This window comes from Streptomyces sp. NPDC059906 (assembly GCF_042730645.1).
In the GTDB taxonomy this organism is placed as follows: Bacteria; Actinomycetota; Actinomycetes; order Streptomycetales; family Streptomycetaceae; genus Streptomyces; species Streptomyces rubrogriseus.
Genome location: NZ_JBHWKU010000001.1, coordinates 26,004 through 51,689, shown reverse-complemented (window position 1 = coordinate 51,689; position 25,686 = coordinate 26,004). Strand labels below are relative to the sequence as shown.

General features: G+C 73.1%; 25 protein-coding genes. 13 read left to right on the top strand and 12 right to left on the bottom strand.

Features of this window, described 5'->3' with window-relative positions; all coding sequences use genetic code 11:
- Positions 1-414: 414 nt before the first annotated feature.
- Both calD and ACFV9J_RS00235 read right to left on the bottom strand, forming a co-directional pair.
- Complete coding sequence (gene calD, locus ACFV9J_RS00240) at positions 415-927, bottom strand: calcium binding protein CalD (RefSeq protein ID WP_385347603.1); 513 nt, start codon at positions 925-927, stop codon at positions 415-417.
- Positions 928-1,030: 103 nt separating this feature from the next.
- Positions 1,031-1,411, bottom strand: coding sequence for an STAS domain-containing protein (locus ACFV9J_RS00235; protein WP_003974572.1), 381 nt, complete (start codon positions 1,409-1,411; stop codon positions 1,031-1,033).
- A gap of 329 nt (positions 1,412-1,740) precedes the next feature.
- Between ACFV9J_RS00235 and ACFV9J_RS00230 the strand changes: the two genes are divergently transcribed.
- A complete protein-coding gene (locus ACFV9J_RS00230) occupies positions 1,741-2,334 on the top strand; it encodes a sigma-70 family RNA polymerase sigma factor (RefSeq protein ID WP_385347600.1) in 594 nt (197 codons plus the stop codon).
- Entirely contained in the window at positions 2,331-3,605 is a 1,275-nt protein-coding gene (locus ACFV9J_RS00225; RefSeq protein ID WP_385347597.1) for a zf-HC2 domain-containing protein, read from the top strand. Before ACFV9J_RS00230 ends, ACFV9J_RS00225 begins: the two co-directional genes overlap by 4 nt.
- On the opposite strand, the gene ACFV9J_RS00220 is transcribed toward ACFV9J_RS00225, so the two are convergent.
- The gene (locus ACFV9J_RS00220; protein WP_385347594.1) at positions 3,562-4,335 is read right to left on the bottom strand and encodes a helix-turn-helix domain-containing protein; all 774 of its coding nucleotides are present in this window, start codon (positions 4,333-4,335) and stop codon (positions 3,562-3,564) included. The genes ACFV9J_RS00225 and ACFV9J_RS00220 overlap by 44 nt on opposite strands.
- A 231-nt stretch (positions 4,336-4,566) precedes the next feature.
- Between ACFV9J_RS00220 and ACFV9J_RS00215 the strand changes: the two genes are divergently transcribed.
- Genes ACFV9J_RS00215 through ACFV9J_RS00205 form a run of 3 tightly spaced genes read left to right on the top strand, consistent with a single transcriptional unit; the run spans position 4,567 to position 6,995 of the window.
- Positions 4,567-5,232, top strand: a complete 666-nt coding sequence (locus tag ACFV9J_RS00215) for a DUF4097 family beta strand repeat-containing protein (RefSeq protein ID WP_385347591.1) — start codon at positions 4,567-4,569, stop codon at positions 5,230-5,232.
- 12 nt (positions 5,233-5,244) lie between these two features.
- Positions 5,245-6,213 carry an ATP-binding cassette domain-containing protein gene (locus ACFV9J_RS00210; protein WP_385347588.1) on the top strand — a complete coding sequence of 323 codons (969 nt, stop codon included), beginning with the start codon at positions 5,245-5,247 and terminating at the stop codon, positions 6,211-6,213.
- On the top strand, positions 6,210-6,995 hold the full coding sequence (locus tag ACFV9J_RS00205; protein ID WP_385347585.1) for an ABC transporter permease: 786 nt from the start codon (positions 6,210-6,212) through the stop codon (positions 6,993-6,995). Before ACFV9J_RS00210 ends, ACFV9J_RS00205 begins: the two co-directional genes overlap by 4 nt.
- 50 nt (positions 6,996-7,045) lie before the next feature.
- Here the strand turns inward: ACFV9J_RS00205 and purU are convergent, their stop codons facing one another.
- Positions 7,046-7,939: a formyltetrahydrofolate deformylase gene (purU, locus tag ACFV9J_RS00200; protein WP_385347582.1), complete on the bottom strand. Its 894-nt coding sequence runs from the start codon at positions 7,937-7,939 to the stop codon at positions 7,046-7,048.
- Between the two features lie 61 nt (positions 7,940-8,000).
- On the bottom strand, positions 8,001-8,501 hold the full coding sequence (locus ACFV9J_RS00195) for a hypothetical protein (protein ID WP_385347579.1): 501 nt from the start codon (positions 8,499-8,501) through the stop codon (positions 8,001-8,003).
- A 116-nt stretch (positions 8,502-8,617) separates the two neighbouring features.
- Between ACFV9J_RS00195 and ACFV9J_RS00190 the strand changes: the two genes are divergently transcribed.
- Positions 8,618-9,934, top strand: coding sequence for an ABC transporter substrate-binding protein (locus ACFV9J_RS00190; RefSeq protein ID WP_385347576.1), 1,317 nt, complete (start codon positions 8,618-8,620; stop codon positions 9,932-9,934).
- Positions 9,935-10,000: 66 nt separating this feature from the next.
- On the opposite strand, the gene ACFV9J_RS00185 is transcribed toward ACFV9J_RS00190, so the two are convergent.
- Positions 10,001-11,719: a hypothetical protein gene (locus tag ACFV9J_RS00185; RefSeq protein ID WP_385348812.1), complete on the bottom strand. Its 1,719-nt coding sequence runs from the start codon at positions 11,717-11,719 to the stop codon at positions 10,001-10,003.
- 259 nt (positions 11,720-11,978) lie between these two features.
- The gene (locus ACFV9J_RS00180) at positions 11,979-13,364 is read right to left on the bottom strand and encodes a transcriptional regulator (RefSeq protein ID WP_385347573.1); all 1,386 of its coding nucleotides are present in this window, start codon (positions 13,362-13,364) and stop codon (positions 11,979-11,981) included.
- A gap of 314 nt (positions 13,365-13,678) precedes the next feature.
- Between ACFV9J_RS00180 and ACFV9J_RS00175 the strand changes: the two genes are divergently transcribed.
- From ACFV9J_RS00175 to ACFV9J_RS00165, 3 genes are all read left to right on the top strand, one after another.
- Positions 13,679-14,332 (top strand): bifunctional DNA primase/polymerase, encoded by a 654-nt coding sequence (locus ACFV9J_RS00175; RefSeq protein WP_385347570.1) that lies wholly within the window; start codon positions 13,679-13,681, stop codon positions 14,330-14,332.
- 116 nt (positions 14,333-14,448) lie between these two features.
- The gene (locus ACFV9J_RS00170; protein ID WP_385347567.1) at positions 14,449-15,240 is read left to right on the top strand and encodes an ABC transporter ATP-binding protein; all 792 of its coding nucleotides are present in this window, start codon (positions 14,449-14,451) and stop codon (positions 15,238-15,240) included.
- Positions 15,237-16,916: a transporter gene (locus tag ACFV9J_RS00165; RefSeq protein WP_385347564.1), complete on the top strand. Its 1,680-nt coding sequence runs from the start codon at positions 15,237-15,239 to the stop codon at positions 16,914-16,916. The genes ACFV9J_RS00170 and ACFV9J_RS00165 overlap by 4 nt, the downstream gene beginning before the upstream one ends.
- Positions 16,917-16,959: 43 nt before the next feature.
- Here the strand turns inward: ACFV9J_RS00165 and ACFV9J_RS00160 are convergent, their stop codons facing one another.
- Both ACFV9J_RS00160 and ACFV9J_RS00155 read right to left on the bottom strand, forming a co-directional pair.
- Positions 16,960-17,847 (bottom strand): alpha/beta fold hydrolase, encoded by an 888-nt coding sequence (locus ACFV9J_RS00160; RefSeq protein ID WP_385347561.1) that lies wholly within the window; start codon positions 17,845-17,847, stop codon positions 16,960-16,962.
- 548 nt (positions 17,848-18,395) lie between these two features.
- Positions 18,396-19,088 (bottom strand): metal-dependent transcriptional regulator, encoded by a 693-nt coding sequence (locus ACFV9J_RS00155; RefSeq protein WP_385347558.1) that lies wholly within the window; start codon positions 19,086-19,088, stop codon positions 18,396-18,398.
- 220 nt (positions 19,089-19,308) lie between these two features.
- Here ACFV9J_RS00155 and ACFV9J_RS00150 point away from each other — a divergent pair, with 220 nt between their 5' ends.
- Positions 19,309-20,064: an SIS domain-containing protein gene (locus ACFV9J_RS00150; protein WP_385347555.1), complete on the top strand. Its 756-nt coding sequence runs from the start codon at positions 19,309-19,311 to the stop codon at positions 20,062-20,064.
- 65 nt (positions 20,065-20,129) lie between these two features.
- Here the strand turns inward: ACFV9J_RS00150 and ACFV9J_RS00145 are convergent, their stop codons facing one another.
- From ACFV9J_RS00145 to ACFV9J_RS00135, 3 genes are all read right to left on the bottom strand, one after another.
- Positions 20,130-21,533, bottom strand: a complete 1,404-nt coding sequence (locus tag ACFV9J_RS00145) for a PAS domain-containing protein (RefSeq protein ID WP_385347552.1) — start codon at positions 21,531-21,533, stop codon at positions 20,130-20,132.
- 165 nt (positions 21,534-21,698) lie between these two features.
- Complete coding sequence (locus ACFV9J_RS00140) at positions 21,699-22,574, bottom strand: GNAT family N-acetyltransferase (RefSeq protein ID WP_385347549.1); 876 nt, start codon at positions 22,572-22,574, stop codon at positions 21,699-21,701.
- 349 nt (positions 22,575-22,923) lie between these two features.
- Positions 22,924-24,024, bottom strand: coding sequence for a citrate synthase 2 (locus ACFV9J_RS00135; protein ID WP_385347546.1), 1,101 nt, complete (start codon positions 24,022-24,024; stop codon positions 22,924-22,926).
- A 279-nt stretch (positions 24,025-24,303) separates the two neighbouring features.
- Between ACFV9J_RS00135 and pdxH the strand changes: the two genes are divergently transcribed.
- From pdxH to ACFV9J_RS00120, 3 genes are read left to right on the top strand one after another with little or no spacing between them, the layout of a single operon-like run.
- Positions 24,304-25,008: a pyridoxamine 5'-phosphate oxidase gene (pdxH, locus tag ACFV9J_RS00130; protein ID WP_385347543.1), complete on the top strand. Its 705-nt coding sequence runs from the start codon at positions 24,304-24,306 to the stop codon at positions 25,006-25,008.
- A gap of 55 nt (positions 25,009-25,063) precedes the next feature.
- On the top strand, positions 25,064-25,285 hold the full coding sequence (locus tag ACFV9J_RS00125; protein ID WP_385347540.1) for a hypothetical protein: 222 nt from the start codon (positions 25,064-25,066) through the stop codon (positions 25,283-25,285).
- Positions 25,282-25,686, top strand: a complete 405-nt coding sequence (locus ACFV9J_RS00120) for a type II toxin-antitoxin system VapC family toxin (protein ID WP_385347537.1) — start codon at positions 25,282-25,284, stop codon at positions 25,684-25,686. Before ACFV9J_RS00125 ends, ACFV9J_RS00120 begins: the two co-directional genes overlap by 4 nt.

Genomic DNA, 25,686 nt, shown 5'->3' with positions numbered 1-25,686 from the left:
GAACAACGGCCGGGGCAGGGTTCACGGAACGTGAATCCCTTGTGGGACAGCATGGTTGACGGACAGTCACGTCAACAAGCGCTTCGGGCATATTCCAGCGCGAAGGAGTACGCGTGCGGCATACTGTGCGACGCGCATTCCGGGGAGTCGAACAGGCGGCGGCCGACGGCCGTTCCGCCCTGCGGTGCAAGGCGCACACCGCCGGTTCCGGAGCCGCCCCAGGGGCAACTCCGGCACGGCTGGCGCTCGGGACCACTCGCATCCCACACAAGGTACCGGAGCGTGGCACCGACTCCGGGCCGTAACGGGCGACTCGGCGGACACAAGCCGGTATCAACGCTCCGTGATGCCGTACCGCCACGATCCGCGACACCCCGGCGGGCGCCGCTCAGGCAGGCGCAACTGGGGCAGGCGCTACTCGGGCACCGTGAAGTAGCGGGCGAAGGCCGGGACGATCTCCGGCTCCCCCACCTTGCCGTCGCCGTCCGTGTCGAGCGCGGCGGCGATCTGCCGGGCGAGGTCCTCGGGCACGCCGAACGCGGTCAGCGCCCGCGCGGTGTCCGCGACGGTGACCGCCCCGTCGCCGTCGGTGTCGGCGACGCCGAGGGCGGCGTGCAGGAAGGGGCGGGCGATCTCGGCGAACCGGTCGGGCTTGTCCCGCAGCCGCTTGACCGCTCCGGTGACGAACTCCGCACGGGTGATGCGCTGGTCGCCGTCCCGGTCGGCGATGCCGGCCAGGCCCTGCCAGAGCGCCTCGGCACCGCCGTACAGGGCCTGGCCCTTGTCCGAGCGGGCGGCGACGCCGAACTCGGCGAGCAGCGCCTTGGCCGCCCCGCTGAAGTCGGAACGGTCGATGTGGCCGTTGCCGTCCTGGTCGAAGGTGGTGAACCGCGCGGCGATCCTGCGCTCGTACTCGCTGTTGACCATGGCTCTCTCCGGCCGCCTCACGTCGGTGTTCGGGGTACGTCTCGCCCGGAGCGTACGTCGCCGAAAGCGGCCGCGGGCCGGACTTGCCGCGATGTGCCGCGGCCTACGCGGAAAGGGGCCTCGGCTCGTCCCCGGTCGCCGAGGCGAGGTCGGGGTGGCAGTCGAAGAGCCGGCGCACTCCCAGCGCGCCGAGGACGCGGTTGACGTGGGAGCCGTCGACGGCGCCCTGGGCGGGCAGTATCAGGCGCAGCCTGCCCTGGCAGGAGCGGATGAGCCGCCGGGACGCGATGAGGACGCCGACCCCGCTGGAATCGCAGAACAGGACGTCGGAGAGGTCCAGGACGAGGCTGTGCCGCCCCTCCGCCACCTCGTCGTGCACGCGCTGCCGCAGCACCGGTGACGTCACCAGGTCCAGTTCGCCCGACACCTGGAGCACGGCCCACTGGCCCCGCTCGCCGCCGGTCACGTTGAACGTCACCACCATGCCCTTCCTTCGTCGGAACGTCTGGAACCTGCGGAATTCACCCGAAACGGAAGCCATGCCTACGCTTCTTGGCGGCGCGCCTGCCCACCCGCCGTTCCCGCAAACGCCGCGACGGAAACGGGGACCGGTCAGAAGTGGCTCGTTTCAGACGGTTTCGATCCTGTTCGATCGTATTCGGTCGCACGATAGAGGGTAGTGGAGGCGCATATCACCTCCGGGCGGTCGGGGGCGCGCATTGGAACAAAGGGGCGTGCGCTGTCGGACGTGCCGACTACATTCGGGGAGGGGATGGCCGCAGGCTGGGACCGAGGAGGGGGTGGAGGGACCACATGGCGAAGAGGGACGTGCCGCTGCGCTGGGACCGCAAGATGCAGCAGCGGCTCGCGCGCGGGGAGGCCGCCGCCCTGGGCGAGCTGTACGACCGGTTCGCCTCGCTGGTGCACGGCCTGGCGCACCGCGTGCTCGACGACGAGCGGGCCGCCGACCACATCACGCGCGACGTCTTCGCGCACGTCTGGGAGCATCCCGACGCCTACGACCCCCGGCAGGGCCCGCTGCGCACCTGGGTCGCCACCCTCACCCACCGTTTCGCCGTCCAGCGGCTGCGCGCCACCGAGACCGCGGCCCTCGTGCGGGGCGGTGCCGGCACCGCGGAGGAGCTGGAGACCAAGGTGCGGCACGCCTCGGTCGCCGCCCGGGCCGACTACATCGTCCAGTCCATGCCGGCCCCGCTGCGCGCCGCGCTGGAGCTGGCCTATTTCCAGCGCCGCGACTACCGCCAGACCGCCGCCGACCTCGGTGTCACGGAGGACGAGGCCCGCCGCCGCCTCCGCCTGGGCCTCCAGCTCCTGTCCACCGCCCGCGACGCCGGCACCGCCCAGCACCCGCCGGGGGCTCCGCCCGGGTACGGGGGTGCGGCATGAAGGCGTACGACGAGAACGGCGAGAACGACCAGAACGGCCAGAACGGCGGGAGCGGCCAGAACGGCGGGAGCGACGACAGGGGCACCGGCACCGGGGCGCGCATACCGCTGCCCCGCGCCTCCGTCGAGGACGGCGGGCGGGCGCTGCCCGAGGCGGCGCCGGTCGCGCTGGAGCACCAGGTGCTGACGTCGCTGCTCGGCGCGTGGGCGCTGGCCGCCTGCTCGGCACCGGAGGCGGCGGCCGTCGAGGAGCACCTCGGGGAGTGCGACAGCTGCGCCGACGAGGCGCTGCGCCTGCGCGAGGCCGTCACACTGCTCCAGCGGCCGGAGAGCCTCGACCTGGACCCCGCTCTGCGCACCCGGGTCCTGGAGGGCTGCCTGGAGCGGCGTCCGCCGCGTATCCCGGTGCCCGAGTGGGCCGCCTCCTACGACGCCGAGACCGCGCGCCTCGACGCGCTGCTCCAGGACTTCGGGGACGCCGAGTGGCACGCCCCGGTCCGGCTGCGCTGGTTCGAGGACGACGGCGCCGCGAGCCGCCGTACGACCGTCGCCGGGGTCATCGCGCACCTGCTGACGGTGGACGGCACGGTCGCCGTCCACCTGGGCCTCGACGACCCGCTGGGTGACATCACCGCGCCCAGCCGCGCGCCGGCCGCCCGCACGGAGGCGTACTGGCGGGCCTCGCACTACCCGCCCACCCGCGCGGTGCGGGCGCCGTGGCGCGAGCAGAGCCACGGCATCGTCCGGACGGTGGCGTTCACCGGCGACGCGGGCGGCATGCCGGTCTCGTACGGCGACTTCGAGCTGCCGTTGCGGGACGCGATGCTGGACCGGGCGTTCGAGTGCTGGGTGCACGCGGAGGACATCGCCGAGGCGGTGGACTATCCCTACGAGCCGCCGTCCGCGCGCCATCTCAACGGCATGATCGACCTCGCCGCCCGGATGCTGCCGGGCGTCCTCGCGGCCCGCCGCCGGGCCGGTCTGGCCACGCCCGGCGGCGGTCCGCACCTGGTCGCCGCGGGTGGGCCGGGGCGCAGCCTGCGGCTGGAGATCGAGGGCTCGGGCGGCGGCGAGTGGCTCATCCCGCTGGATTCCCCCGGCGCGGTGGGCTCCACCGACCACGAGGTGGCGCATGTCGCCCTGGACGGCGTGGAGTTCTGCCGGCTGGCGGCGGGCCACGTGCCTCCGGCGGAGGCGGCGGCGGGTCAGGTCGGGGACCGGGCGGCGATCAGGGACGTCCTGTTCGCGGCGGCCGGTCTGAGCCGGCTGTAGCGTCGCCCTCCCGGGGTGCGGCGGGCGCCGTGTGGAGGACCTCGCGGGCCTGGTCCGCGGCCCGGACGATGCTCTCGGAGATGAAGTCGAGGAAGCGGGCGACGCTCTCCAGGCGCTCGGCCGCCGGGGTGCCGGAGCCCAGCACGCCGACGCCCTGGCGTGCGGTCTCGGCCACCAGAAGGGTCCCGCGGGCGCTGGCGACCATGGACTGGTACCAGACGTCGTCGTCGATGACGTAGCGCTCGCGGCGCGACCCGTCGCGTTCCCGGCGGACCAGACCCTGCTCGTCGAGGAACGCGACCGCCTTGGAGACGGACGCCGGGCTGACCTGGAGGTGCCGGACGAGTTCGGACGCGGTGAGGCTGCCGGTGTCGCTGACGAAGAGGCACGCCATCACCCGGGCCATCATCTTCGGCGTGCCCTGCTGTATGAAGACGGTGGTCAGCGCCTCCTCGTACTCGCGCACGGCCTCGGCGTCCCGCCCGTGGGCCGGCGGGAGCGCCTGCGGCCCCCGGGGAGCCGCCTGCCTGCGCCGGTGGGCGCGGCGCTCGGTGGCCCGGTGGGCGAGGTCGGCGCGGTACGCGGCGGGACCGCCGTTGCGCATCACCTCCCGCGTGATCGTCGAGGTGGGGCGGTCGAGGCGCCGGGCGATCTCCGCGTAGGCGAGGCCGTCGGCCAGCCCCAGCGCGATCTGCTGACGTTCCTGCTGAGTGAGCCTGCCGCCCGGCATCGTGATCTCCTTCGCGTCCCCTGATGCTCCCGACTATAGCGTTCACTTCCATTTCATTGCAACGACCGATGATCTGACGTTGCGTTGCCTTTCAATCCGTTGCAACGAAATAGCGTCTCTGAGCTGTGCAATTAGCATCCCAACGCAACAAGTCTCTTGAGGCATCCTCGAACGCAACGTAGCGTTTCTCATGTCAGAAAGAACGACGGGCAACGAAAACGGGAGACCACCATGCAGACCTTCGACACCCCCGCCCCGATCTCCGCTCTCCTCGACGTCCCGGCGGGCCGCATCCGGTTCATCGCCGCCGACCGGACCGACACCACGGTCGAGGTCCTGCCCGCGGACGCGTCGAAGGGGCGTGACGTGAAGGTGGCCGAGCAGACCAGGGTCGGGTTCGGCGACGGCGTCCTGCGGATCGAGACCCCGGTGAAGAACCAGTTCATGGGTGCCACCGGCGCCGTCGAGGTGACGGTCCGGCTGCCCGCCGGCTCCCGCGTCGAGGCCAAGGCGGCAGCCGCCGAGTTCCGGGGCGTCGGACGGCTCGGCGACGTCGGCTTCGAGGGCGCGCACGGCCCGGTCAAGCTCGACGAGGCCGCGAGCGTCCGCCTCGCCACCGCCGCCGGTGACATCTCGGTCGGCCGTCTGGACGGCGACGCCGACATCCGCACCGAGAAGGGCGACATCCGGATCGCCGAGGCCGTGCGCGGCGAGGTCGTGCTGCGCACCGGGGCCGGCGACCTCTCGGTGGGCGCCGCCGCCGGGGTCTCCGCCTCCCTGGACGCCGGCACCTCCTACGGCCGCGTCCACAACGCGCTCAGGAACACCGACGGCACCCCCGGACTGACCATCCGCGCGACCACCGCCCACGGCGACATCACCGCCCGCAGCCTCTGAGGAGCAGCAGTCATGACCAGCCCGGCCATCACCGCGAACGGACTGCGCAAGTCCTACGGCGACAAGACCGTCCTCGACGGCATCGACCTGGCCGTCCCGGAAGGAACGGTCTTCTCCCTGCTCGGCCCGAACGGCGCCGGCAAGACCACCACCGTCAAGATCCTCTCCACCCTCGTCACCCCCGACGCCGGCGACATCCGGGTCGGCGGCCACGATCTCGCCACCGCCCCGCAGGCCGTGCGCGGCGCGATCGGGGTCACCGGCCAGTTCTCCGCCGTGGACGGCCTGATCACCGGCGAGGAGAACATGCTCCTCATGGCGGACCTGCACCACCTCCCCCGCCACGAGGGCCGACGGGTCGCCGCCGAACTGCTGGAGCGCTTCGACCTCACGGAGGCCGCCGGCAAGCCGGCCTCCACCTACTCCGGCGGTATGAAACGCCGTCTCGACATCGCGATGACCCTGGTCGGCAGCCCGCGGATCATCTTCCTCGACGAGCCCACCACCGGCCTCGACCCCCGCTCCCGCCACACCATGTGGCAGATCATCCGCGCCCTCGTCACCGGCGGCGTCACCGTCTTCCTCACCACCCAGTACCTGGAGGAGGCCGACGAACTCGCCGACCGCATCGCCGTACTCCACGACGGCAGGATCGCCGCCGAAGGCACCGCCGAGGAACTCAAACGGCTCGTCCCCGGCGGACACGTCCGGCTCCGCTTCACCGACCCCAACGCCTACCGCCACGCCGCCACCGCCCTGCCCCACAGCACCGGCGACGACGACTCCCTCACCCTCCAGATCCCCAGCGACGGCAGCCAGCGCGACCTGCGCACCGTCCTCGACCGCCTGGACGGCGCCGGCATCGAGGCCGACGAACTCACCGTCCACACCCCCGACCTCGACGACGTCTTCTTCGCCCTCACCGCCACCACCGCCACCGTCCCCGCCCAGACCGACCCGCTGAAGGAGACCGTCCGATGAGCACCCTCTCCCTCGCCGTGCGCGACTCGACCACGATGCTGCGCCGCAACCTCCTGCACGCCCGGCGCTACCCCTCCCTCACCCTCAACCTCCTGCTCACGCCGGTCATGCTGCTGCTCCTCTTCGTCTACGTCTTCGGCGACGCGATGAGCGCCGGCATCGGCGGCGGCGACCGCTCCGACTACGTCTCCTACCTCCTGCCGGGCCTGCTCCTGATGACCATCGGGTCCACCACGATCGGCACCGCGGTCTCCGTCTCCAACGACATGACCGAGGGCATCATCGCCCGCTTCCGGACCATGGCCATCCACCGCGGCTCCGTACTCGTCGGGCACGTCGTCGGCAGCGTGGTGCAGTCGATCCTGAGCGTGGTCCTCGTCGGTGCCGTCGGGGTGGCCATCGGCTTCCGTTCCTCGGACGCCACCGCCCTGGAGTGGCTGGCGGCCCTCGGGCTGCTCCTGCTCTTCACGCTGGCGCTGACCTGGATCGCGGTCGGCATGGGTCTGATCAGCCCGAACGCCGAGGCCGCCAGCAACAACGCGCTGCCGCTGATCTTCCTCCCGCTGATCTCCAGCGCCTTCGTGCCCATCGACTCGATGCCGGGCTGGTTCCAGCCGATCGCCGAGTACCAGCCGTTCACCCCCGCCATCGAGACCCTGCGCGGCCTGCTCCTCGGCACCGAGATCGGCCACAACGGCTGGCTCGCCCTCGGCTGGTGCCTCGCCCTCACCGTGCTCGGCTACGTCTGGGCGACCTCGAAGTTCAACAGCGACCCGAAGTGACCGAAGTAACCGAGGTGACCGTCGATCGCCCGGGGCCGGTGGGACGGGCCCTAGGCGAAGACGACCGTCCGGCGGCCGTTGAGCAGGATCCTGCGCTCCGCGTGCCACTTCACGGCCCGCGCCAGCGCCTGGCACTCCACGTCACGCCCGATCGCCACCAGCTGGTCGGGCGTGACGTCGTGGCCGACCCGCTCGACCTCCTGCTCGATGATCGGCCCCTCGTCGAGGTCGGCCGTCACGTAGTGCGCGGTCGCGCCGATCAGCTTCACTCCCCGCGCATGCGCCTGGTGGTAGGGCTTCGCGCCCTTGAAGCTCGGCAGGAAGGAGTGGTGGATGTTGATGATCCGGCCGCTGAGCGCCTTGCACAGGTCGTCCGAGAGGACCTGCATGTAGCGGGCCAGCACGACGAGTTCGACGTTCTCCTCGCGCACGATCTCCAGGACCCGGGCCTCGGCCTCCGGCTTGGTGTCCTTCGTCACGGGGATGTGGTGGAAGGGGATGTCGTAGGACCCCACCAGCTCCGCGAAGTCGGTGTGGTTGGACACCACCGCCGCGATCTCCACGGGCAGCGCGCCGATCCGGGCGCGGAAGAGCAGGTCGTTCAGGCAGTGACCGAACCTGCTCACCATGAGCACGATGCGCGTCTTCGCGTCGGCCCGGTTGATCTGCCAGTCCATGTGGAAGGCGTCGCCGATCGCGGTGAAGCTGGCGCGCAGCTTGTCCACGGTCACCGGCTCCCCGGCCGAGAAGTGGACCCGCATGAAGAACAGACCCGTGTCGTGGTCCCCGAACTGCTGGCTGTCCTCGATGTTGCAGCCGGTCATGAACAGGTAGCTCGACACGGCGTGCACGATGCCCTGCTTGTCGGGGCAGGACAGGGTGAGGACGTACTGGCCGGCCGGGGCGTCGACCGGGGGGACGGCGGCGGAGGACTGCGCGTTCATGCAGCACAGGGTCCCATATCCGGCCCCCCGGACCGCGTGCCGTCCCGTCAGGCGGACCGGGTCAGGCGGACCGGGTGAGGATCTGCAGCACCTCGAGCGTGCGCGGCTGCGCCTCCGGGTCCTCGCCGTCGCTGGTGGCCAGCCGTACGTGCGCGTCGCGCGCCGCCCGCACCGCCTCCGGCCAGTCCGCGTGCTCCAGGTACGCGGTCACCGGGGCGTCCGGCCCGACCTGGTGCATGATCCGCAGGACGCGCAGCACGGCGGTGTCGACCAGCGCCGCCTCCTGCGAGTCGCGGAAGACCGTGCCCACGTACTTCTCGGCCGACCAGTGGTCCAGCCAGGTGTCCTCGACCAGGCGGTACACGGCGTCGGTGACGTCCCCGTAGCCCTCGACGCCGGCCAGCCAGACGTCCTGCTGGAAGGCGGGGGCGGAGAGCATGTGCAGCGCGGAGCGCACCTGACTGCGCCAGCGCCACCACGGCATGTCGTTGAGTGGCATGCCGCCCATGGTGGTGGAGCGACGGCCGCGACGGGAAGAGTTCTCCGAACCTTGCACGGTCATCGATCCTACGTTCCTCTTCCCCGCGCCCCGTCGGCCCCCGCAATTCACCTCCGCGTCACCACACGTTGACCGCGGGTCACACCCCGGTTGGCCGGGTGACGGAATCGTGCGGGGACATGACCGGCAGGCGACCCATCCGCAGCACTCCCCCCGGCGGCCCCCGCGGCCGCTCCCGGGCCACCCGCACCGGCGCCCTGTCCGCGGGCGCGCTGGTGGCGTGCGCGTCACTCGCCGTCGGCTGCGGGGTCGTCCCCGGTGCCACGGGGGGCTCCGGGGACGACCCGATCACCGTCATGACCTGGGCGCCGCAGGACACCGGCGCGACCAACAAGCCGGGCATGCCCGCGCTCGCCCGGGCCTACGCCCGCTCGATCAACGCCCAGGGCGGCCTCGGCGGCCGCAAGCTCAACGTCCTGACCTGCAACGACCACAACGACAGCGTGGCCGCCGCGAAGTGCGCCCGCCGTGCCGTCAAGGAGAACGCGGTCGCCGTGGTCGGCTCCTACAGCCAGTACGCCGACTCGTTCTTCCCTGTCCTGGAGGGCGCCCGCATCCCGTACATCGGCGGGTACGGCCTCACCAACACGGAGTTCACCAGCCCGCTGTCGTACCCCGTCAACGGGGGCCAGCCGGCGCTGCTCGCGGGGCTCGGCAGCGCGCTCGCCGACTCCTGCGGGCCGGTGACGCTGGTCCGCCCCGACACCATCGCGGGCGACCAGTTGCCCCCGCTGCTGGACTCGGGGCTGGCCTCGGGCGGGCACGAGCGGTCCCACGACCAGCGGGCGGCCGAGGACGCCACCGCGTACGACGACCAGGCCCGGCGGGCGCTGGCGCGAGGCGGGGGCGACTCCGCGGAGCCGGGGTGCGTGGTGCCCGTCCTCGGGGACCGCACCGGCACCTTCATGGACTCCTTCCGGCGGGCCCGCGAGGACCGTCCCGACGTCCGGACGGCGACCGTGCTCGGCAGCGTGGACCAGACGGCCATCAACGCGAGCGGCGGCGCGTCCGGGCCCTACGAAGGGGCGTACGTCACCGGCTGGTACCCCGCGGTGAGCGACCCGGCCTGGGACGGTCTGAAGCGGCTGATCAAGGAGCAGGCGTTCGGGGACAACGACGTCGACGCGGCCGACGCCGGGGTGCAGACGACCTGGATCGCGTACACCGTGCTCAAGCAGGTCGTCGAGTCGCTCGGCGACGGCGAGGTGAGCGCCGACACCGTCCGGCGGGCCCTCGACGACGGCCCGGAGATCGGCACGGGCGGGCTCACGCCCGGCCTCCGGTGGACGTTCGCCGGCAAGCTGGCCTCGGTCGGCTTCCCCCGCCTGGTCAACGCCGACGTCACCCTCCAGGTCGTACGGGAGGGCCGTCTGGTCTCGGCCCGCGACGGCGCCGTGGACACCACCCGCACCCTGCAGAACGCGGACGTGGCCTGAGGGAGGACGCGGGGGCCAGGGGGCCCGGGGGCCGTCCGGCGGGGACGGGCGCCCGGGCGGGCCGGCTCACAGCTGGGTGGGCTGCCGTTCGGTCAGGCCGTACTTCTTGGCGATGGCGTTCCAGAGCGTCGCGGCCTTGGCCTTCTCCTTGGTGGCCGTGCCGCTCGCCCGGGTGGCCGCCGTGGGCTGGGTGGCGGCCTTGCCCTTCTTGCAGCCCTTCTTGCCGGCCGTCCGGTCGGCCCAGGCCGCGTAGTGGTTGTCGGCCGACGCGGAGGCCTGCCACGCCTTGGTGAGCGCGGTGGTCAGCTCGGTGTGCCGGGGCAGCTTGTCCACCGACAGCTTGGACAGGCTGTCGACCAGCCCGCTGCGCTGCTTGGCCGCCTCGCGCAGGTCCTTGGCCGCCTGCGGAAGCTTGTCGCAGGTCTTCACGTCGCCCACGGCGTTGATCACCGTGGTGCGTCCGGTGCCGCTCTCGGCGAGCAGCTTGTCCAGCTCGACGGCCTGCTGCCGGACCGGATCGACCGTCGGGGAGGCCTCGGCGGACGCGGATGCGGAGGCGGGGGCCGTGGCGGACACCGTCTGGTTGCCGCCCTTGTCCTCGTCCTCTCCCCCGCCGGCCATCATCGCTCCGGCGCCGACCCCGACGACGGCGATGCCCACGCCGACGGCCGCGAGGATCGGCAGGCGCGAGCCGGTGCGCCCGCCGCGGCCGCCCCGGCCGCCGCCGCCATCGTCGGCGCCGCGCCGCCTGCCACCGCCGCCGTCCGGGCCCTGCGGGGCATACCCGGGCTGGTCGCCGGGGTACTGCGCCTGGGGCGCGTCGAAGCGGGGCATCTGCTGGGTGGCCGAGGCCGGGCCGTCGGCACCGGGGGCACCGGGGGCACCGCGGAAGAGGTTGTCGAACTCGGCGGGCGGCTGACGGCCCTCGTCGGGGCCGGGCCCGGCCCCGAACGGGGCACCGGCGGGGCCGCCGGGCACGGGCGCGATGAACTGCGTGGCCTCGGCGTCGGGATGGGGCGCGGGTGCGGCGGGTGCGGGCTGCACGGGGTACTGCGGCGCCTGGCCGAGGTACTGCGTCGACTCGGCGGCGTGCGGCTGCGCGGGTCTCTCCGGCGGCAGCGCGCCCGGTCCCGCGGGCGCGACGGGCGGTATGTACTGGGTGGCGCCCTCGTCGGCGGGCGGCCCGACCGGCGGTATAGGCGGTATGTACTGCGTGGCGCCCTCGTCGGCGGGCGGCGACGGCGCGACACCCGCGCCGTGCTGCGGGTACTGCTGCTGGTACGGCTGCTGTTGCTGCTGGTGCTGATGCTGCTCTTGCTGGTGCTGCTGGTGCTGCTCTTGCTGGTGCTGCTGGTGCTGCTCTTGCTGGTGCTGCTGGTGCTGCTCTTGCTGGTGCTGCTGCCCGTACGGCGGCTGCCCGCCGTAGGGCTGGTCGCCCGGCGGCGTCCCGTACGACGGGGGACGCGCGCCCTCCGGCGGCAACGGGCCGGGTCCGGCCTGCGGCGGCAGCGCGCCCGGGGCCGGCGGGTGGGCGCCCGGTGCCGGCGGCCAGGCCTGCGGTGCGGGCTGCTGCGGGGTCTCCTGAGCGCCCCACGGCTGAGCGCCGGGCGGCGTGGGCCAGCCCTGGCCGGGGGGCGGGCTCTGCTGCTGCTCGGGGCCCCAGGGCCGGTCCCAGGCCTGGCCACCGGGCGGCGCCGAGGCGGGTGCCGGGCCACCGCCCTGGGGGCCGGCGGGAGCGCCGGTCAGACCGGGCAGCAAGGGCTCGCCACCGTCCGAGGGCAGCACGATGCCTTCGTGCGCTTGCCGCGCCGAGGGCTCCTCGCCCTGTCCACTCTGCGTCACCGGGACTCCTACGAATGGGGGACCTTCGGAATCGTCGGCTCACGCTACCGGGTCCCCCGAGCCCACTGCCACGCCGCCCGGGGCGTCAACTCCTTCCCTGTGACAGCAGTAACAAAACCAGGCCGCGGCGCGCTGTTGATGTCCCTTTCCGCTCACCGCGGCGAGGTTTCACGCGTGTTCACTCACTCCGTGCCCCGTCCGCTCACGCGGCGGCCCGCAGATCGAGCCGGGCGCCGAACTCCCTGACCACCGCTTCTTCCCGGTACGGCTCGAGCCGGGCCTGGAAGTCGTCCAGGTACTCGGCGCCCCGGTTCGAGCGCAGGGTCGCCAGGAGTTCCACCGCCTTCGTCGCCGTGTTGCAGGCCTGTTCGACCTCCCGCTGCTGCACCTGCGCCGTGGCCAACAGCACATGGCCGATGGCCCGCCTGCGCGCCCGCGACTCGGGGTGCCCGTCCAGGGACTGCCGTGCGTAGCGGGCGGCCGCGTCCGCCTGGCCGAGGTCCCGGTGGCAGTGCGCCAACTCGTCGGCCAGGTAGGCCTCGTCGAAGTGCGCGATCCACACCGGGTCGTCCCCGGCGGCCGGATCGGCCGACTCCATCGCGCCGACCGCCCGCCCGGCCGCCTCGTGGGCCGCCCGTACGTCGCCCAGGAGCGCGTGGCCGCGGGCCTCGGCCGCGTGGAACATCGACTCCGCGCGCGGCGTGACCCGCCCGCGTGCGCCCTCCTGCGCCGCGCGCGCCAACTGGGCGATCTCGCGCGGGTTTCCGAGCTGCGCGGCGAGGTGGCTCATGGAGGCGGCCAGCACGTACCCGCCGTAGCCGCGGTCCCCGGCCGCCTGGGCGAGGCGCAGCGACTGGATGTAGTACCGCTGGGCGAGGCCGGGTTGGCCGGTGTCGACGGCCATGTATCCGGCCAGTTCGGTCAGTCGCGCGACCGTGGCGAACAACTCCCGTCCGACCGCCTCCCGGTAGGAGCCGGCCAGCAGTCCGGAGACGACGCTGTTCAGGTAGTGCACGAGGACCGGGCGCACGTGCCCGCTCCCGTACTGGTGGTCCAGGTCCGTCAGGGCCTGCGTCATCGCCCGCACGGCCGCCACGTCGGACTGGCCCACCCGCGGTCCCGCGGAACGCGACACCTGGGGGTCGGGGGCGGAAATCAGCCAGTCCCGGCTGGGCTCGACGAGCGCCGAGGCGGCGACGGAGGAACCGGACAGGAAGTCCCGGCGCCCCACGTCGCTGCGCCACAGCTCGCAGACCTGCTCGATGGCCCCCAGTACCGTCGGCGAGAACTGGAGACCGACGCCGGACGCGAGGTTCTTGCCGTTGGCCATGCCGATCTCGTCGATCGTGACCGTGCGGCCGAGCTTGCGTCCGAGCGCCTCGGCGATGATCGCCGGTGCCCGGCCCCGCGGTTGCTGTCCGCGCAGCCAGCGGGCCACGGAGGTCTTGTCGTACCGCAGGTCGAGACCGTGCTCGACCCCGCACACGTTGACCCGGCGGGCGAGGCCCGCGTTCGAGCAGCCCGCTTCCTGAATGAGCGCCTGCAGTCGTTCGTTCGGCTGCCGCGCGACGAGAGGCCTTGCGGCCATGGCGTAACCCCCATGCGGTCTCATGCGGTCTCATACGGTTTCGGTGCTGTCCCGGCGGATCGTTGGACGAAGAGGATCCGGCCCGTGAAGATCAATGCCCCGTCGATGTGCCGACAATGCGAGACTTGCGAAGCTTGCGAGGATTGCCGGGGTAACGGCCGGTGCCGGCCCCAGTCCTGGCTACCCAGCTCCCGCGGTGAATCCTCCTGCGCGCCCCCACGTATGCACCCATGCGCCCCGAATGCCGTGCCGGTGCACCGCCCCCGCGCGCGCCGCCCCCGTAACCCCTGGTGGGCCCGGGAGTTGAGTGACACGTGGAAGAGACCATCCCCGGCACCGAAGCCGCCCAGATCCCGCAGCAGCGCGGTACGTCGCTGCTGGAGACCGCCGTTCGCTACGCCGAGGAGCGTCACTGGGACGTGTTTCCCGGCACCTGGCTGGTGCCCGGCGACGGGATGCAGCGCTGCTCCTGCGGGGACCCGGCGTGCGCCGCCCCGGGCGCGCACCCGGCGCGCGAGGACTGGGCGGCGCAGGCTACGGGCAGCGCGACCGTCGCCCGGCGGATGTGGCAGAAGCAGCAGTCGGCGTCGATCCTGCTGCCCACGGGGCGGACGTTCGACGCGATCGACGTGCCCGAGACCGCCGGATTCCTGGCGCTGGCACGGATGCAGCGGATGGAGCTGACGCTGGGTCCTGTGACGTTGGCGCCGGACCGGCGGATGCGGTTCTTCGTTCTTCCGGGGGCCGCGGTGAAGGTGCCGGATCTCGTGCGGCGGCTGGGGTGGGCGCCCCGGGCTCTTGATCTGGGCGTGCTCGGGGAGGGGGCGTACGTGGCGGCGCCGCCTACGCGGATCGGGACGTGCGGTGCCGTGCAGTGGGCCTGCCGGCCGACCGCGGTGAATCGGTGGCTGCCGGATGTGGAGGAGTTGGTCTCGCCGTTGGCGTATGCGTGCGGTAGTGATCGTTAGGGGGCGCCTTTTCGTCTGCCGGGTTGTTGTCTCTTTGGCGGCTACCGGCCGGTTCGTGGTACTCGCGCAGTTCCCCGCGCCCCTTTCGGGGCGCTGCTCCCCCGTAGGGTGCGAAGTTGACGGAGGGAGATGTGGTGAGTGGTAGCGCCGTGCGGGTTCAGGGGCTCTGGAAGCGGTTCGGGCAGCAGGTGGCCGTGGGTGGGATCGATCTGGAGTTGCCGGCCGGGAAGTTCATCGGGCTCGTCGGGCCCAACGGGGCCGGGAAGACCACCACGCTCTCCATGGTGACCGGGCTGCTGCGCCCCGATCAGGGGACGGTCGAGGTCGTGGGGCACGACGTGTGGCGCGATCCGGTCGAGGTGAAGGCCAGGATCGGGGTGCTGCCCGAGGGGCTGCGGCTCTTCGAACGGCTGTCCGGGCGGGAACTGCTCGGCTACACGGGCCGGTTGCGCGGGCTTCCCGGCGACGAGGTCGACAAGCGGGCCACCCAGCTCCTCGACGTGCTCGACCTCGCCGGGGCCCAGCACAAGCTGGTCGTCGACTACTCGACCGGCATGCGCAAGAAGATCGGGCTGGCCGCCGCGCTGCTGCACAATCCGGAAGTGCTGTTCCTGGACGAGCCGTTCGAGGGCGTCGACCCGGTCTCCGCACAGACCATCCGGGGCGTCCTGGAGCGCTACACCGCCTCCGGCGCCACCGTCGTCTTCTCCTCGCACGTCATGGAGCTGGTGGAGTCGCTGTGCGACTGGGTGGCCGTCATGGCCGCCGGACGCATCCGGGCCACCGGAACGCTCGCCGAGGTGCGCGGCCGGGCGGCCTCGTTGCAGGAGGCCTTCCTCGAACTCGTCGGTGCGGGCGGCCGGGACGCCGGGTCGGACCTGGACTGGCTGGGCGGCGGGTCCCGATGAGCGCGCGGACCACACCGGCCGCGCCCGTCCCGCCGGGGCCGCCCGGGCCGACGGGGCCGACGGTCCCCTCCGGCTCCTCCGGCTCCTCCGGTTCCTCCGTCACGTCCGTCTTCGTACGGCTGAAGCTGTCGCTGCTGCGCAACGGGCTGCGGCAGTCCGGCGGGCGGCGGGCCGCCTACATCGCCTCGGCCGTCCTCGTGCTGCTCTTCGCCGCGCTCCAGCTGATCGGCCTGATCGCGCTGCGCGGGTACGCGCACGTGGACTCGCTGGTCGTGCTGCTCGCCGCGGTGCTCGCCCTGGGCTGGGCGGTGATGCCGCTGTTCTTCCCCGGCGGGGACGAGACGCTCGACCCGACCCGGCTGGTGATGCTGCCGCTGCGGCCCGGGCCCCTGGTGCGGGCGCTGCTCACGTCCTCGCTGGTGGGCATCGGACCGCTGTTCACGCTGTGCGTGCTCGCCGGTTCCGTGGTCGCGGTCGCGCACGGCGGGGCGGCGTACGCCGTCGGCGTCGTCGGGGCGGTCCTCGCGCTGCTGGTGTGCGTGACCCTCGCGCGGGCCGTCGCCGCCGCCAACGTCCGGCTGCTCACCAGCCGCAAGGGGCGCGATCTCGCGGTGCTGAGCGGCCTGGTCGTCGCGGTCGGCGCGCAGCTGGTCAACTTCGGCGCGCAGCGGCTGGGTTCGTCGGGGCTCGGCGAGCTGGACCCGGTGGCCGACGTGGTGCGCTGGATTCCGCCCGCGTCGGCGGTCGGCGCGATGGACGCGGCGAGCGACGGGTCGTACGGCACCGCGTTGGCCCAGCTGGCGCTGACCGCGGCGGCGCTGGTGGTGCTGCTGCGGGTGTGGGCGCGGCATCTGACGCGGCTGATGACGGCGCCCGACGGCTCCACACTCCAGAGCGACACCGGGCCGGTGCGCGAGCGCGGGTCGGCCGGCCTGGCCCGGTGGCTGCCGGCGGGCCGTACCGGCACCACCATGGAGCGCACCCTGCGCTATGTGTGGCGCGACCCGAAGACCAAGGCCGCGTGGGTGACGTCGCTGGCCATCGGCCTGATCGTGCCGGTGTTCAACGCCTGGCAGGGCACCGGCTCGGTCTACTTCGCCTGCTTCGCGGCCGGGATGCTCGGCATCCAGATGTACAACCAGTTCGGGCAGGACACGTCGGCGTTCTGGATGGTCGCGATGACGATCTCCTCGACCAGGGACGCCTACGTCGAGCTGCGGGCCCGCGCGCTGGCGCTGCTGCTGATCACGCTGCCGTACGCCACCCTCGTCACGGTGCTGACCACCGCGATGCTCGACGACTGGCGGGCCCTGCCCGAGGCGCTCGGCCTGTCCTTCGCGCTGCTCGGCGCGATGCTGGCGACCGGCGCCTGGACCTCGGCCCGCTTCCCGTACTCCATCCCGCAGGAGGGGTACAAGAACGTCGCCCCCGGTCAGGTCGGGCTGGCCTGGGTCTCGATCTTCGGCGGCATGATCGGCGCGGCCCTGCTGTGCGCGCCGGTGATCGCGCTGACGATCTGGCTGAACGTGAGCGAGGGAGCCGGGGACACGGGCTGGGTGCTGCTGCCGGTCGGCGCGGTGTACGGCGCGGTGCTGACGCTGCTGGGCCTGCGGCTGGCCGCGCCGCGCACGGCCGGGCGGCTGCCGGAGATCCTCACGGCGGTCAGCAAGGGGTGACGGCGCTCAGGCGTCCACGAGGGCGTTCAGTCCCCGAGGGCGTTCAGCCCCCGAGGGCGTTCAGGAACGGCTCGATGGCCGTCCGCCATGCCTCCGGCTGGTCGTAGTGGACGAGGTGACCGGCGTCGGCGACCTCCGCGTACTGGCCGCTCGGCAGGACCCGGACCATCTCCTGGGCCTCGGCGCGGCCCAGCTCGCCGTCGAGGCCGCGCACGACCAGGGTGGGGCAGCGCACCTGCGCCAGCTCCTCCCAGTGGGCGTCGTAGACCCAGGTCTCGCGGGAGCGCAGCATCTGCCCCGGTTCGAAGACGGGGCGCCAGCCGTCCGGGGACTCGGCCATCACCTCGGCGTAGAACTCGCCGCGGGCCGGGTTCGGGCGCTCCACCCAGGGGTCGTCCTCGCCGAACCACTTGCGGACGTCGGCGAGCGTGGCGAAGGGGACCGGCCAGGCGCGGAACCACTCGGTCCAGGTGTGCTGCGAGGCGGCGCCGAGCGCGGAGGCCCGCATGTCGCAGATGATCAGGCCGCGGACCAGGTCGGGGCGTTTGGCGGCGAGCTGCCAGGCGGTCAGCGCGCCCATGGCGTGGCCGATGAGGACGGCCGGGCCGAGGCCGAGCTGCTCCAGGGCGGCCTCGACGTCCTCGACGTAGGCCTCCCGGGTGTAGGCGGCCCGCGGGGGCTTGTCGCTGCGGCCGTGGCCGCGCTGGTCGAGGGCGACGGCCCGGTGGCGGGCGGAGAGCCAGCGGGCCGTGGGGGCCCAGTGCGAGGCGCGGCCCATCAGACCGTGCAATAACAGGACGCCGGGCAGGTCCTGGGCGCCGGACACGGGGGTGGCCGGGTCGTGGCCCCGGTCGGTCTTGGGAGGGTCGCCGAACTCCCAGGCCGCGAGGCGTACGCCGCCCGCGCCGGTCACGTCGATGCGCCGCGCCATAGGTCCTGGCACCCCCAAGCTCCGCTCGGACCCGCCCGCCCTCGCGGACCGGCCGGTCCTGTGAACCGTGTCCTGCCTGCCGTGCTGAGTATCGAAGCTTATCGAATACCCATTCGAAAGAGCCGTCCCGACGAGCAACACCCCTCATTCGAGTGACACCGCTCAGGGATTGATCGCCGCCGCCCAGGGGAGATCTTCAACGGGAGGCGGACCGCTCGGGGAAAACGGTCCGAGGGGATTGACCTTGAGAGCTCGGGGCTCCAGGTCAGCACAGGGGAGGACAGGCCCCGGCGCCACCCGGCGCCGGGGCCCTCTCCGTCTCTCCGGCATGCCCCTCCCCCTCTCCGGCCCGGGCGACATCGCTGTCAGCCGCGGCCAAGAGCCCCTCACGTCCGGTGCCTCACGCGACAGCCTCGCACGCGAATCGCCCGGCCGCTGCGATTCCGCGTACAGGAACCCCGAATCGACGGGACCCCGAACCGACGGGACCCCGAATCGACCGGACCCCGGATCAACGCGCCCCGGACGACGGTCCTCTCCGGGCGCGGTCAGCGCTTGGCGACGAACACGTGAGAGGCGGTGTCCGCCTCCAGCTCGGCGGCCTCGCCGCCACTGCCCACCAGCACGCCGCCCGCCGACTCGGTCACGCTCACCACCGAGCCGGGCTGCACCCCGGCCCGGCGCAGCGTGTACATCAGCTGCGCGTCCGTCTGGATCGGCTCGCCGATCCGGCGCACCACGACCGTCTTGCCCTCCACCCCCGGGTCGAGGTCGGCCAGGGAGACCATCCCCTCGTCCAGGAACGGATCGGCCCCGTCGGTCTCGCCCAGCTCCTCCAGGCCCGGGATCGGGTTCCCGTACGGCGACTCGGTCGGGTGCCGCAGCAGCTCGAGCACGCGGCGCTCCACCGCCTCGCTCATCACGTGCTCCCAGCGACACGCCTCCGCGTGCACCTGCTCCCACTCCAGGCCGATCACGTCGACGAGCAGGCACTCCGCGAGCCGGTGCTTGCGCATCACGCGCGTCGCCAGCCGCCTGCCCTCGTCGGTCAGCTCCAGATGACGGTCCGCCGCCACGGACACCAGACCGTCGCGCTCCATCCGCGCCACCGTCTGGCTGACCGTCGGGCCGCTCTGGTCGAGCCGCTCGGCGATCCGGGCGCGCATCGGGACCACACCTTCCTCCTCCAGCTCGAGGATGGTGCGGAGGTACATCTCCGTGGTGTCGATCAGTCCGGACATACGTGCCCCTCGATGAGATTGCCGGAGGCTACGGCCCCGGCGCGTGCGCTGGCCCTGCAACCAATTCTGACGCATACCACCGACAACCGTGCCTCGCCGCGGAAAGCCGGGCCCCACGGAGCCCGCCCGGGCCCGCCCCGGCGCGTTGACGCCGTATTGACACCGCACTGGTCCAGACCGCACCGTGATCCGCGACGCAGCCACTCCGAAGGGGTCCCGCATGAGCGACCACAAGCCGGCCGGCCAGTTCCTCGACGCGGCGATCGACCTCCTGCGGCGCGTCCGCGACGAGGAGGCGGACAGCATCGAGGCGGCCGGCACGCTGCTCGCCGACACCGTGCAGAACGGCGGCCGGCTCTTCGCCTTCGGCGCCGGTCACTCCTCCCTCGCCGCCCAGGACGTCGTGTACCGCGCGGGCGGGCTCGCCCTGATGAACCTGCTCACCGTGCCCGGCGTCGTCGGCATCGACGTCATGCCGGCCACCCTCGGCTCCGCCCTGGAGCGGGTCGACGGCCTCGCGAGCGCCGTACTGGACTCCTCGCCGCTCCGCGCGGGCGACGCCCTGGTGATCATCTCCCTCTCCGGGCGCAACGCCCTGCCCGTGGAGATGGCGATGCACGCCCGCGCCCTCGGCCTGCGGGTGATCGGCGTGACCTCGGTGGCGTACGCCTCGCAGACGACGTCACGGCACAGCTCCGGCACCTTCCTCAAGGACCACTGCGACATCGTGCTGGACTCCAAGATCGCCGTCGGCGACGCGGAACTCACCCTCGACACCGTCCCCGCCCCCTTCGCGCCCGCCTCCACGGTCGTCACCGCCGCCCTGATGCAGGCCGTGACGGCCACGGCCGCCGCCACCCTCGCCGACCGCGGCATCGAACCCCCGCTGCTGCGCTCGGGCAACGTGGACGGCGGCCACGAATGGAACGCCCGCGTACTGGAGCAGTACGGCGAGCGCATCTTCTACCGCCGCTGAACGCACCCGGCACCCCGGCCCGAGAGCCCGAGAGATCCGGCCGGAGGGGCCCGGCCGGAGGGGTCCTAGGTCCGCTCCACCGCGCCGGCCAGGTCCAGCGCGGTCGCGATCCGGACCGCCACGTCCTCCGCGTACATCGCGTCCGGCCGCTCGAAGGCGCTGCGGCCCGCGCCGCGCAGGAACGTGACAACGCCCAGCGTCCGGCCGCGGCTGCGCAGCACCGCGCACAGGCCGTGCACCGTGTCCTCCGGCCACTGGCGGGCCGTGGCCCACCGGCGCACCTGCTCGGCCGGGACCGCCCGCACCCCGGCGCTGGCCCGCACCGAGCCCGCCCGCTCCACGCACTGCACGGCGGGGTGCCCCTCGCCGTAGCGCACCGGCATCCCGGACGGCCCGGACGGCACGCTGGGCCCGGGCGCGCCGGACGGGGTGGCCGCGACCCGGACCAGCCGCACCTGCTCCGCGGCGTCGGTGTCGGACGCCGCGCCGCCCGCCACGCGGTCGATCAGGGCGTGGTCGGCGAACCCGGCCAGCGCGAAGTCCAGGTGGACGATCGCGGCCTCGGCCGGGTCCTCGCACTCGGCGGCGGCCCGCGCCGCCCGGTGCAGCTGGTTGGCCCTGAAGCGCAGCAGCGCCGCCTCCTGCTCGCCCTGCTTCGACTCCGTGACGTCCTGGAACAGCCAGCCGACGCCCAGCGGCACCGGCTCCTCCGCGAGCGGCGAGGCCAGCCGCACGAACCCGCTGCGCCAGCACCGGCGCCGCTCCCCCTCGGGCGTGCGCAGGCTCACCCACACCTCGGCGGGTGCGGGTGGCGCGCCCTCGGCCAGGACGTGCGTCAGCGCGTTCTCCAGCTCCTCGACGCCCTGGGCGAGCAGGTCGCCGAGCGGCCGCCCCAGCACGGACGTGCGGCCGGCCCCCAGCGCCCGAGCCGCGTGCGCGTTGACCACGGCGGGCCGCAGGTCCGCGTCGACCAGGACGACACCCCAGCTCGCGTCCTCCAGCAGGGCCTCGCTCAGCGCGATGGACCGCTCCAGGTCGATCTGCGCGTGCACCTCGCTGAACGCGCAGTACACCCCCGCGGGCCGCCCGTCGGGGCCGCGCACCGCCGCGGACTGGGTGCGCACCAGCACCCGGCCGCCGTCCTTGGTCAGCAGCGCGAACTCGTGCACCTGGCGGCCCGGCGCCCGCATGGCGGACAGCAGCCGGTCCTCCACCTCCCCGGCGTCCGCGCTGCGCACGGCCCACCCCGCGAAGCCCTGCCGTCCCACGGCCTCGGCCGCGCTCCAGCCGAGGATCCGCTCCGCCTCGCGGTTCCAATGGGTCACGACCCCGTCCGCGTCGAAGGCGCACAGGGCCGCGTCCATGCCGTCGAGGAGCGCGGCCAGCAGGTCCGCGCCGTCCCGCTCGGGCTGCTCCGGCTCGTCCGGCCCCAGCTCGTCGGTGGTCCCACTACGCCGCGAAGCACTCACCTGGACCCCCTGCAGGCTGCGTCCGCCGTACGGTACGTCGGTTCGCTCACTGGCCTTCATTCAACTCGAACGTGATGCAGCACACACCGAGTTCCCGCAAGTTCGCGGAAATCGTTGTACTGCGGAAACTCGGCATACGCCCCCGTCATGAAGGCGCGCGACCGGTCATGCCGGGCGGGCCGCGGCGAGCCTCAGATCGACCCACTCCTCGTGCTCGCCGTCGAGCACGTACCGCTCCTTCTCCACGAACCCGCGCGCCCCGGCGAACCGCAACCCGTCGGCGTTGGCCGCCAGCACCACGGTCTCCACCGCTCCGGCGCCCAGCACGCGCGCGTGTGCCAGCCCCTCCTCGTAGAGCGCCGTGCCGATCCCGCGCCCCCGGTACACCGGCAGCGTGCGGGCGATCACGGTCGCGACCCGCTCCTGGCCCCCGGGCGGCCGCACGGTGGAGCAGCCGACGAGCACGTCCGCGAGGTAGGCGTTGGCCAGGCGGTTGCGTCCGGCGCGTTCCCGCGCCTCGGCCGGGGTCATGGCGGCCGGCGGCACGATCGCGTTGTGCGCGTGCCGCCACTCCTCGACCATGGCGTCCCCGGCCACCGGCTGGATCCGCAGCGCCGGGCCCGCTCCGGGCGCGACCGCTCCCCGGCGCGCGTACACCTCGATCTCGATCCGCATCCGCTCGTCGGCGAGGCCGCACACCATCATCGTCGCGGCCGGCCGCACCTGCCCGAACGCCCGCCGCAGCACGGGCCAGCATGGTTCGAAGTCCTCCCGCGCGGGCAGCAGGTACCGCACCCGCACCACGTCCGCGAGCGTGCATCCCGCTTCCGCCAGCGCGGACCCGATGTTCCGCAGACACTGTTCGGCCTGCTCGACCACGTCCCCGGAGATCGTCATCGTCGCGTAGTCGAAGCCGGTCGTACCGGACACGTGCACCCAGTCCCCGTCGACGACGGCGCGCGCGTACCCGATCCGCTCCTCGAACGTCGACCCGCTGACTATCGCCCGCCTGACGGGCGCCTCCCCCAGTCGTTTCGTCATGAGCGAAACCGTAGGTGACCAGCGAAGACGCGTCCATGGGAGATCGACGACGAATCCACCCGGAAATTCGATTGATCGGCGGCCGACCGGTTCTTAGGGTGGTGCCCACACAGAAGGGAGGTGGTTCGGCAAATGTATGACATCCGGACGCGTGAGGTGGCTGCGGGCTAGCGGCCCGGCACCACACGGAGTGCGGCGCCGGACCAGCGCGTGACAGACGCGCGCAGCCGGCCCAATCCCAAGCAGTCACCCGACCCGCGAGTCGCCGGTACGTCCGGCCGGCTCCTCCACGGAGGAACCAGACTCGCGGGTCGCCTGCGTTTTCGGGACCCTTTCGCCCCGTGGGCGGTCAGTCCGCGATGTCGGCGTAGCCCTCGATCTCGCGCGGGTCGCGGGTGCCCGGGCCCGTGTAGCGGGCGGAGGGGCGGACCAGGCGGCCGGTGCGCTTCTGCTCCAGGATGTGCGCGGACCAGCCGGCGGTGCGGGCGCAGGTGAACATCGAGGTGAACATGGGCGCCGGGACCTCGGCGAAGTCCAGCATGATGGCGGCCCAGAACTCGACGTTGGTGGCCAGCACCCGGTCGGGGCGGCGGGCGTGCAACTCGGCGAGGGCGGCCTTCTCCAGGGCCTCGGCGACCTCGTAGCGCGGGGCGCCCAGTTCGCGGGCGGTGCGGCGCAGGACGCGGGCTCGGGGGTCCTCGGCGCGGTAGACGCGGTGGCCGAAGCCCATGAGGCGTTCGCCCGCGTCGAGGGTCTTCTTGACGTAGGCCTCGGCGTCGCCGGTGCGCTCGATCTCCTCGATCATGTGCAGGACGCGGGACGGGGCACCGCCGTGCAGCGGTCCTGACATGGCGCCCACGGCCCCGGAGAGGGCGGCGGCGACGTCCGCGCCGGTGGAGGCGATGACACGGGCGGTGAAGGTGGAGGCGTTCATGCCGTGCTCGGCGGCGGAGGTCCAGTACGCGTCGACGGCGGCGACGTGCTTGGGGTCGGGTTCGCCGCGCCAGCGGATCATGAAGCGTTCGACCACCGACCGGGCCTGGTCGATCTCGCGCTGCGGGACCATGGGCAGGCTCTGGCCGCGCGCGGACTGGGCAACGTAGGACAGGGCCATGACGGCGGCCCGGGCGAGGTCGTCGCGGGCCTGGGCGGCGTCGATGTCCAGCAGGGGTTTGAGGCCCCAGGCGGGGGCGAGCATGGCGAGCGCGGACTGGACGTCGACCCGGATGTCACCGGAGTGCACGGGGATGGGGAAGGGCTCGGCGGGCGGCAGGCCGGGGTTGAAGGCCCCGTCGACGAGCAGGCCCCAGACGTTGCCGAAGGAGACGTGCCCGACCAGGTCCTCGATGTCGACGCCGCGGTAGCGAAGGGCGCCGCCCTCCTTGTCGGGTTCGGCGATCTCCGTCTCGAACGCGACGACTCCCTCTAGCCCGGGTACGAAGTCGGACATCAGGCGGCTCCTCGTGATCAGTGGTGTACGGCGACCTGTGCGGAGACGGTGCGGCGCCTCCATGGATCCACGGTCGTGCTCGACTCGCGGTCCCGGCGGTCACCCCTGTGATGCCCCGTACGGCCGTCGGTCATCCGGCCGGAGCGGGACCAAGCACCATATCCCCGGGTGCCCCGTTTGGGGAGTGCCTACGGCACTGAGTGCCACCGGGTGTGCCCCGCTCTGTGCCGTCTCCGTCCGGGCGCCCGGACGGCGGGGCGCCCGGACGGATACGGCAGGATGGGCGGCGTGACCGATCGCGAAGCCGATTCCGCCGTCCCCGCCGCCGACCCAGTCCCCTTCGATCTCGCCTCGATGCGCAAGCAGTACCGGGCCGAGGGGCTGTCCGAGACCGAGCTGGCGGCGACGCCCGTCGAGCAGTTCGCGCGCTGGTTCAAGCAGGCTGCGACGGACGGCGGGCTGTTCGAGCCGAACGCCATGGTCGTCTCCACGGCGGACCCCGAGGGGCGGCCCAGCTCTCGCACGGTGCTGCTGAAGCACTTCGACGAGCAGGGGTTCGTCTTCTACACCAACTACGACTCCCGCAAGGCGCGCGAGCTGGACGCGAACCCGCACGTCTCGCTGCTGTTCCCCTGGCACCCGATGGCCCGGCAGGTCGTGGTCACCGGCGTCGCCCGCCGCACCGGGCGGGACGAGACCGCCGCGTACTTCCGGACCCGGCCGCACGGCTCCCAGCTGGGCGCCTGGGCGAGCGTCCAGTCGTCGGTGGTCGCGGACCGCCGTGCCCTGGACGGTGCGTACGCCGAGCTGGCGGCGCGTTACCCGCAGGGCGAGCAGGTGCCGGTGCCGCCGCACTGGGGCGGGTTCCGGGTGGTACCGGCGGCGGTGGAGTTCTGGCAGGGCCGGGAGAACCGGCTGCACGACCGGCTGCGGTACGCGGCGCAGGCGGGCGGGGGCTGGCGGGTGGAGCGGCTGAGCCCGTGACCTGGGGGCATCGTGCTGGCTCTGGGACTAGAATGCTTGCATAGCTACCATCCACGTGCGTGACGTCCCGGACGACACCCTGCGGACACTGAAGACGCGGGCCGCGAGGACGGGACAGTCCCTGCAGTCCTACGTCTTGCAGCTGCTCGCCGGTGAGGCCGCGACGCTGACTCCGGCCGAGGCGGCGCACGAGGCGCGGGCGATCGCCTCGCGCGCGCAGGTCACGGCGGACGACGTCACGGACGCTCTCCGCGACCTGCGCGAGGCCCGAACGTGAGCGTTCTCGTTCTGGACACCTCCGCGCTCGTGGAGTTCCTCGTCGGCGGCGACGTGCTCGCCGACCGGGTTCGGGCCCGCGTCGCGGACCACCGGCTGGCCGCGCCGCACGCCGTGGACCTGGAGTGCGCCTCGGTGTTCCGGGGTCTCGTGCGGGGCGGGAAGCTCCCCGAGGGCGAGGCCGAACGCGCTCTCCAGCTCCTGGGACGCATGCAGCTCAGGCGGTACGACCACGCTCCGCTGCTCCCCCGTATCTGGGAACTGCGTCACAACATGTGGCCGTACGACGCCTCGTACGTGGCACTCGCCGAGACGCTGGACGCCGGGCTCGTCACCGTGGACGCCGAGTTCGCGGGAGCCCCGCACATCCGCTGCGGGCTGATCAACCTTCGCGAAGGCTGA

Excerpts from the sequence above, each read along its gene's own strand:
- calD (WP_385347603.1), bottom strand. The coding sequence starts at position 927 with ATGGTCAACAGCGAGTACGAGCGCAGGATCGCCGCGCGGTTCACCACC.
- ACFV9J_RS00235 (WP_003974572.1), bottom strand. The coding sequence starts at position 1,411 with ATGGTGGTGACGTTCAACGTGACCGGCGGCGAGCGGGGCCAGTGGGCC.
- ACFV9J_RS00230 (WP_385347600.1), top strand. The coding sequence starts at position 1,741 with ATGGCGAAGAGGGACGTGCCGCTGCGCTGGGACCGCAAGATGCAGCAG.
- ACFV9J_RS00225 (WP_385347597.1), top strand. The coding sequence starts at position 2,331 with ATGAAGGCGTACGACGAGAACGGCGAGAACGACCAGAACGGCCAGAAC.
- ACFV9J_RS00220 (WP_385347594.1), bottom strand. The coding sequence starts at position 4,335 with ATGCCGGGCGGCAGGCTCACTCAGCAGGAACGTCAGCAGATCGCGCTG.
- ACFV9J_RS00215 (WP_385347591.1), top strand. The coding sequence starts at position 4,567 with ATGCAGACCTTCGACACCCCCGCCCCGATCTCCGCTCTCCTCGACGTC.
- ACFV9J_RS00210 (WP_385347588.1), top strand. The coding sequence starts at position 5,245 with ATGACCAGCCCGGCCATCACCGCGAACGGACTGCGCAAGTCCTACGGC.
- ACFV9J_RS00205 (WP_385347585.1), top strand. The coding sequence starts at position 6,210 with ATGAGCACCCTCTCCCTCGCCGTGCGCGACTCGACCACGATGCTGCGC.
- purU (WP_385347582.1), bottom strand. The coding sequence starts at position 7,939 with ATGAACGCGCAGTCCTCCGCCGCCGTCCCCCCGGTCGACGCCCCGGCC.
- ACFV9J_RS00195 (WP_385347579.1), bottom strand. The coding sequence starts at position 8,501 with ATGACCGTGCAAGGTTCGGAGAACTCTTCCCGTCGCGGCCGTCGCTCC.
- ACFV9J_RS00190 (WP_385347576.1), top strand. The coding sequence starts at position 8,618 with ATGACCGGCAGGCGACCCATCCGCAGCACTCCCCCCGGCGGCCCCCGC.
- ACFV9J_RS00180 (WP_385347573.1), bottom strand. The coding sequence starts at position 13,364 with ATGGCCGCAAGGCCTCTCGTCGCGCGGCAGCCGAACGAACGACTGCAG.
- ACFV9J_RS00165 (WP_385347564.1), top strand. The coding sequence starts at position 15,237 with ATGAGCGCGCGGACCACACCGGCCGCGCCCGTCCCGCCGGGGCCGCCC.
- ACFV9J_RS00160 (WP_385347561.1), bottom strand. The coding sequence starts at position 17,847 with ATGGCGCGGCGCATCGACGTGACCGGCGCGGGCGGCGTACGCCTCGCG.
- ACFV9J_RS00155 (WP_385347558.1), bottom strand. The coding sequence starts at position 19,088 with ATGTCCGGACTGATCGACACCACGGAGATGTACCTCCGCACCATCCTC.
- ACFV9J_RS00150 (WP_385347555.1), top strand. The coding sequence starts at position 19,309 with ATGAGCGACCACAAGCCGGCCGGCCAGTTCCTCGACGCGGCGATCGAC.
- ACFV9J_RS00140 (WP_385347549.1), bottom strand. The coding sequence starts at position 22,574 with ATGACGAAACGACTGGGGGAGGCGCCCGTCAGGCGGGCGATAGTCAGC.
- ACFV9J_RS00135 (WP_385347546.1), bottom strand. The coding sequence starts at position 24,024 with ATGTCCGACTTCGTACCCGGGCTAGAGGGAGTCGTCGCGTTCGAGACG.
- pdxH (WP_385347543.1), top strand. The coding sequence starts at position 24,304 with ATGGGCGGCGTGACCGATCGCGAAGCCGATTCCGCCGTCCCCGCCGCC.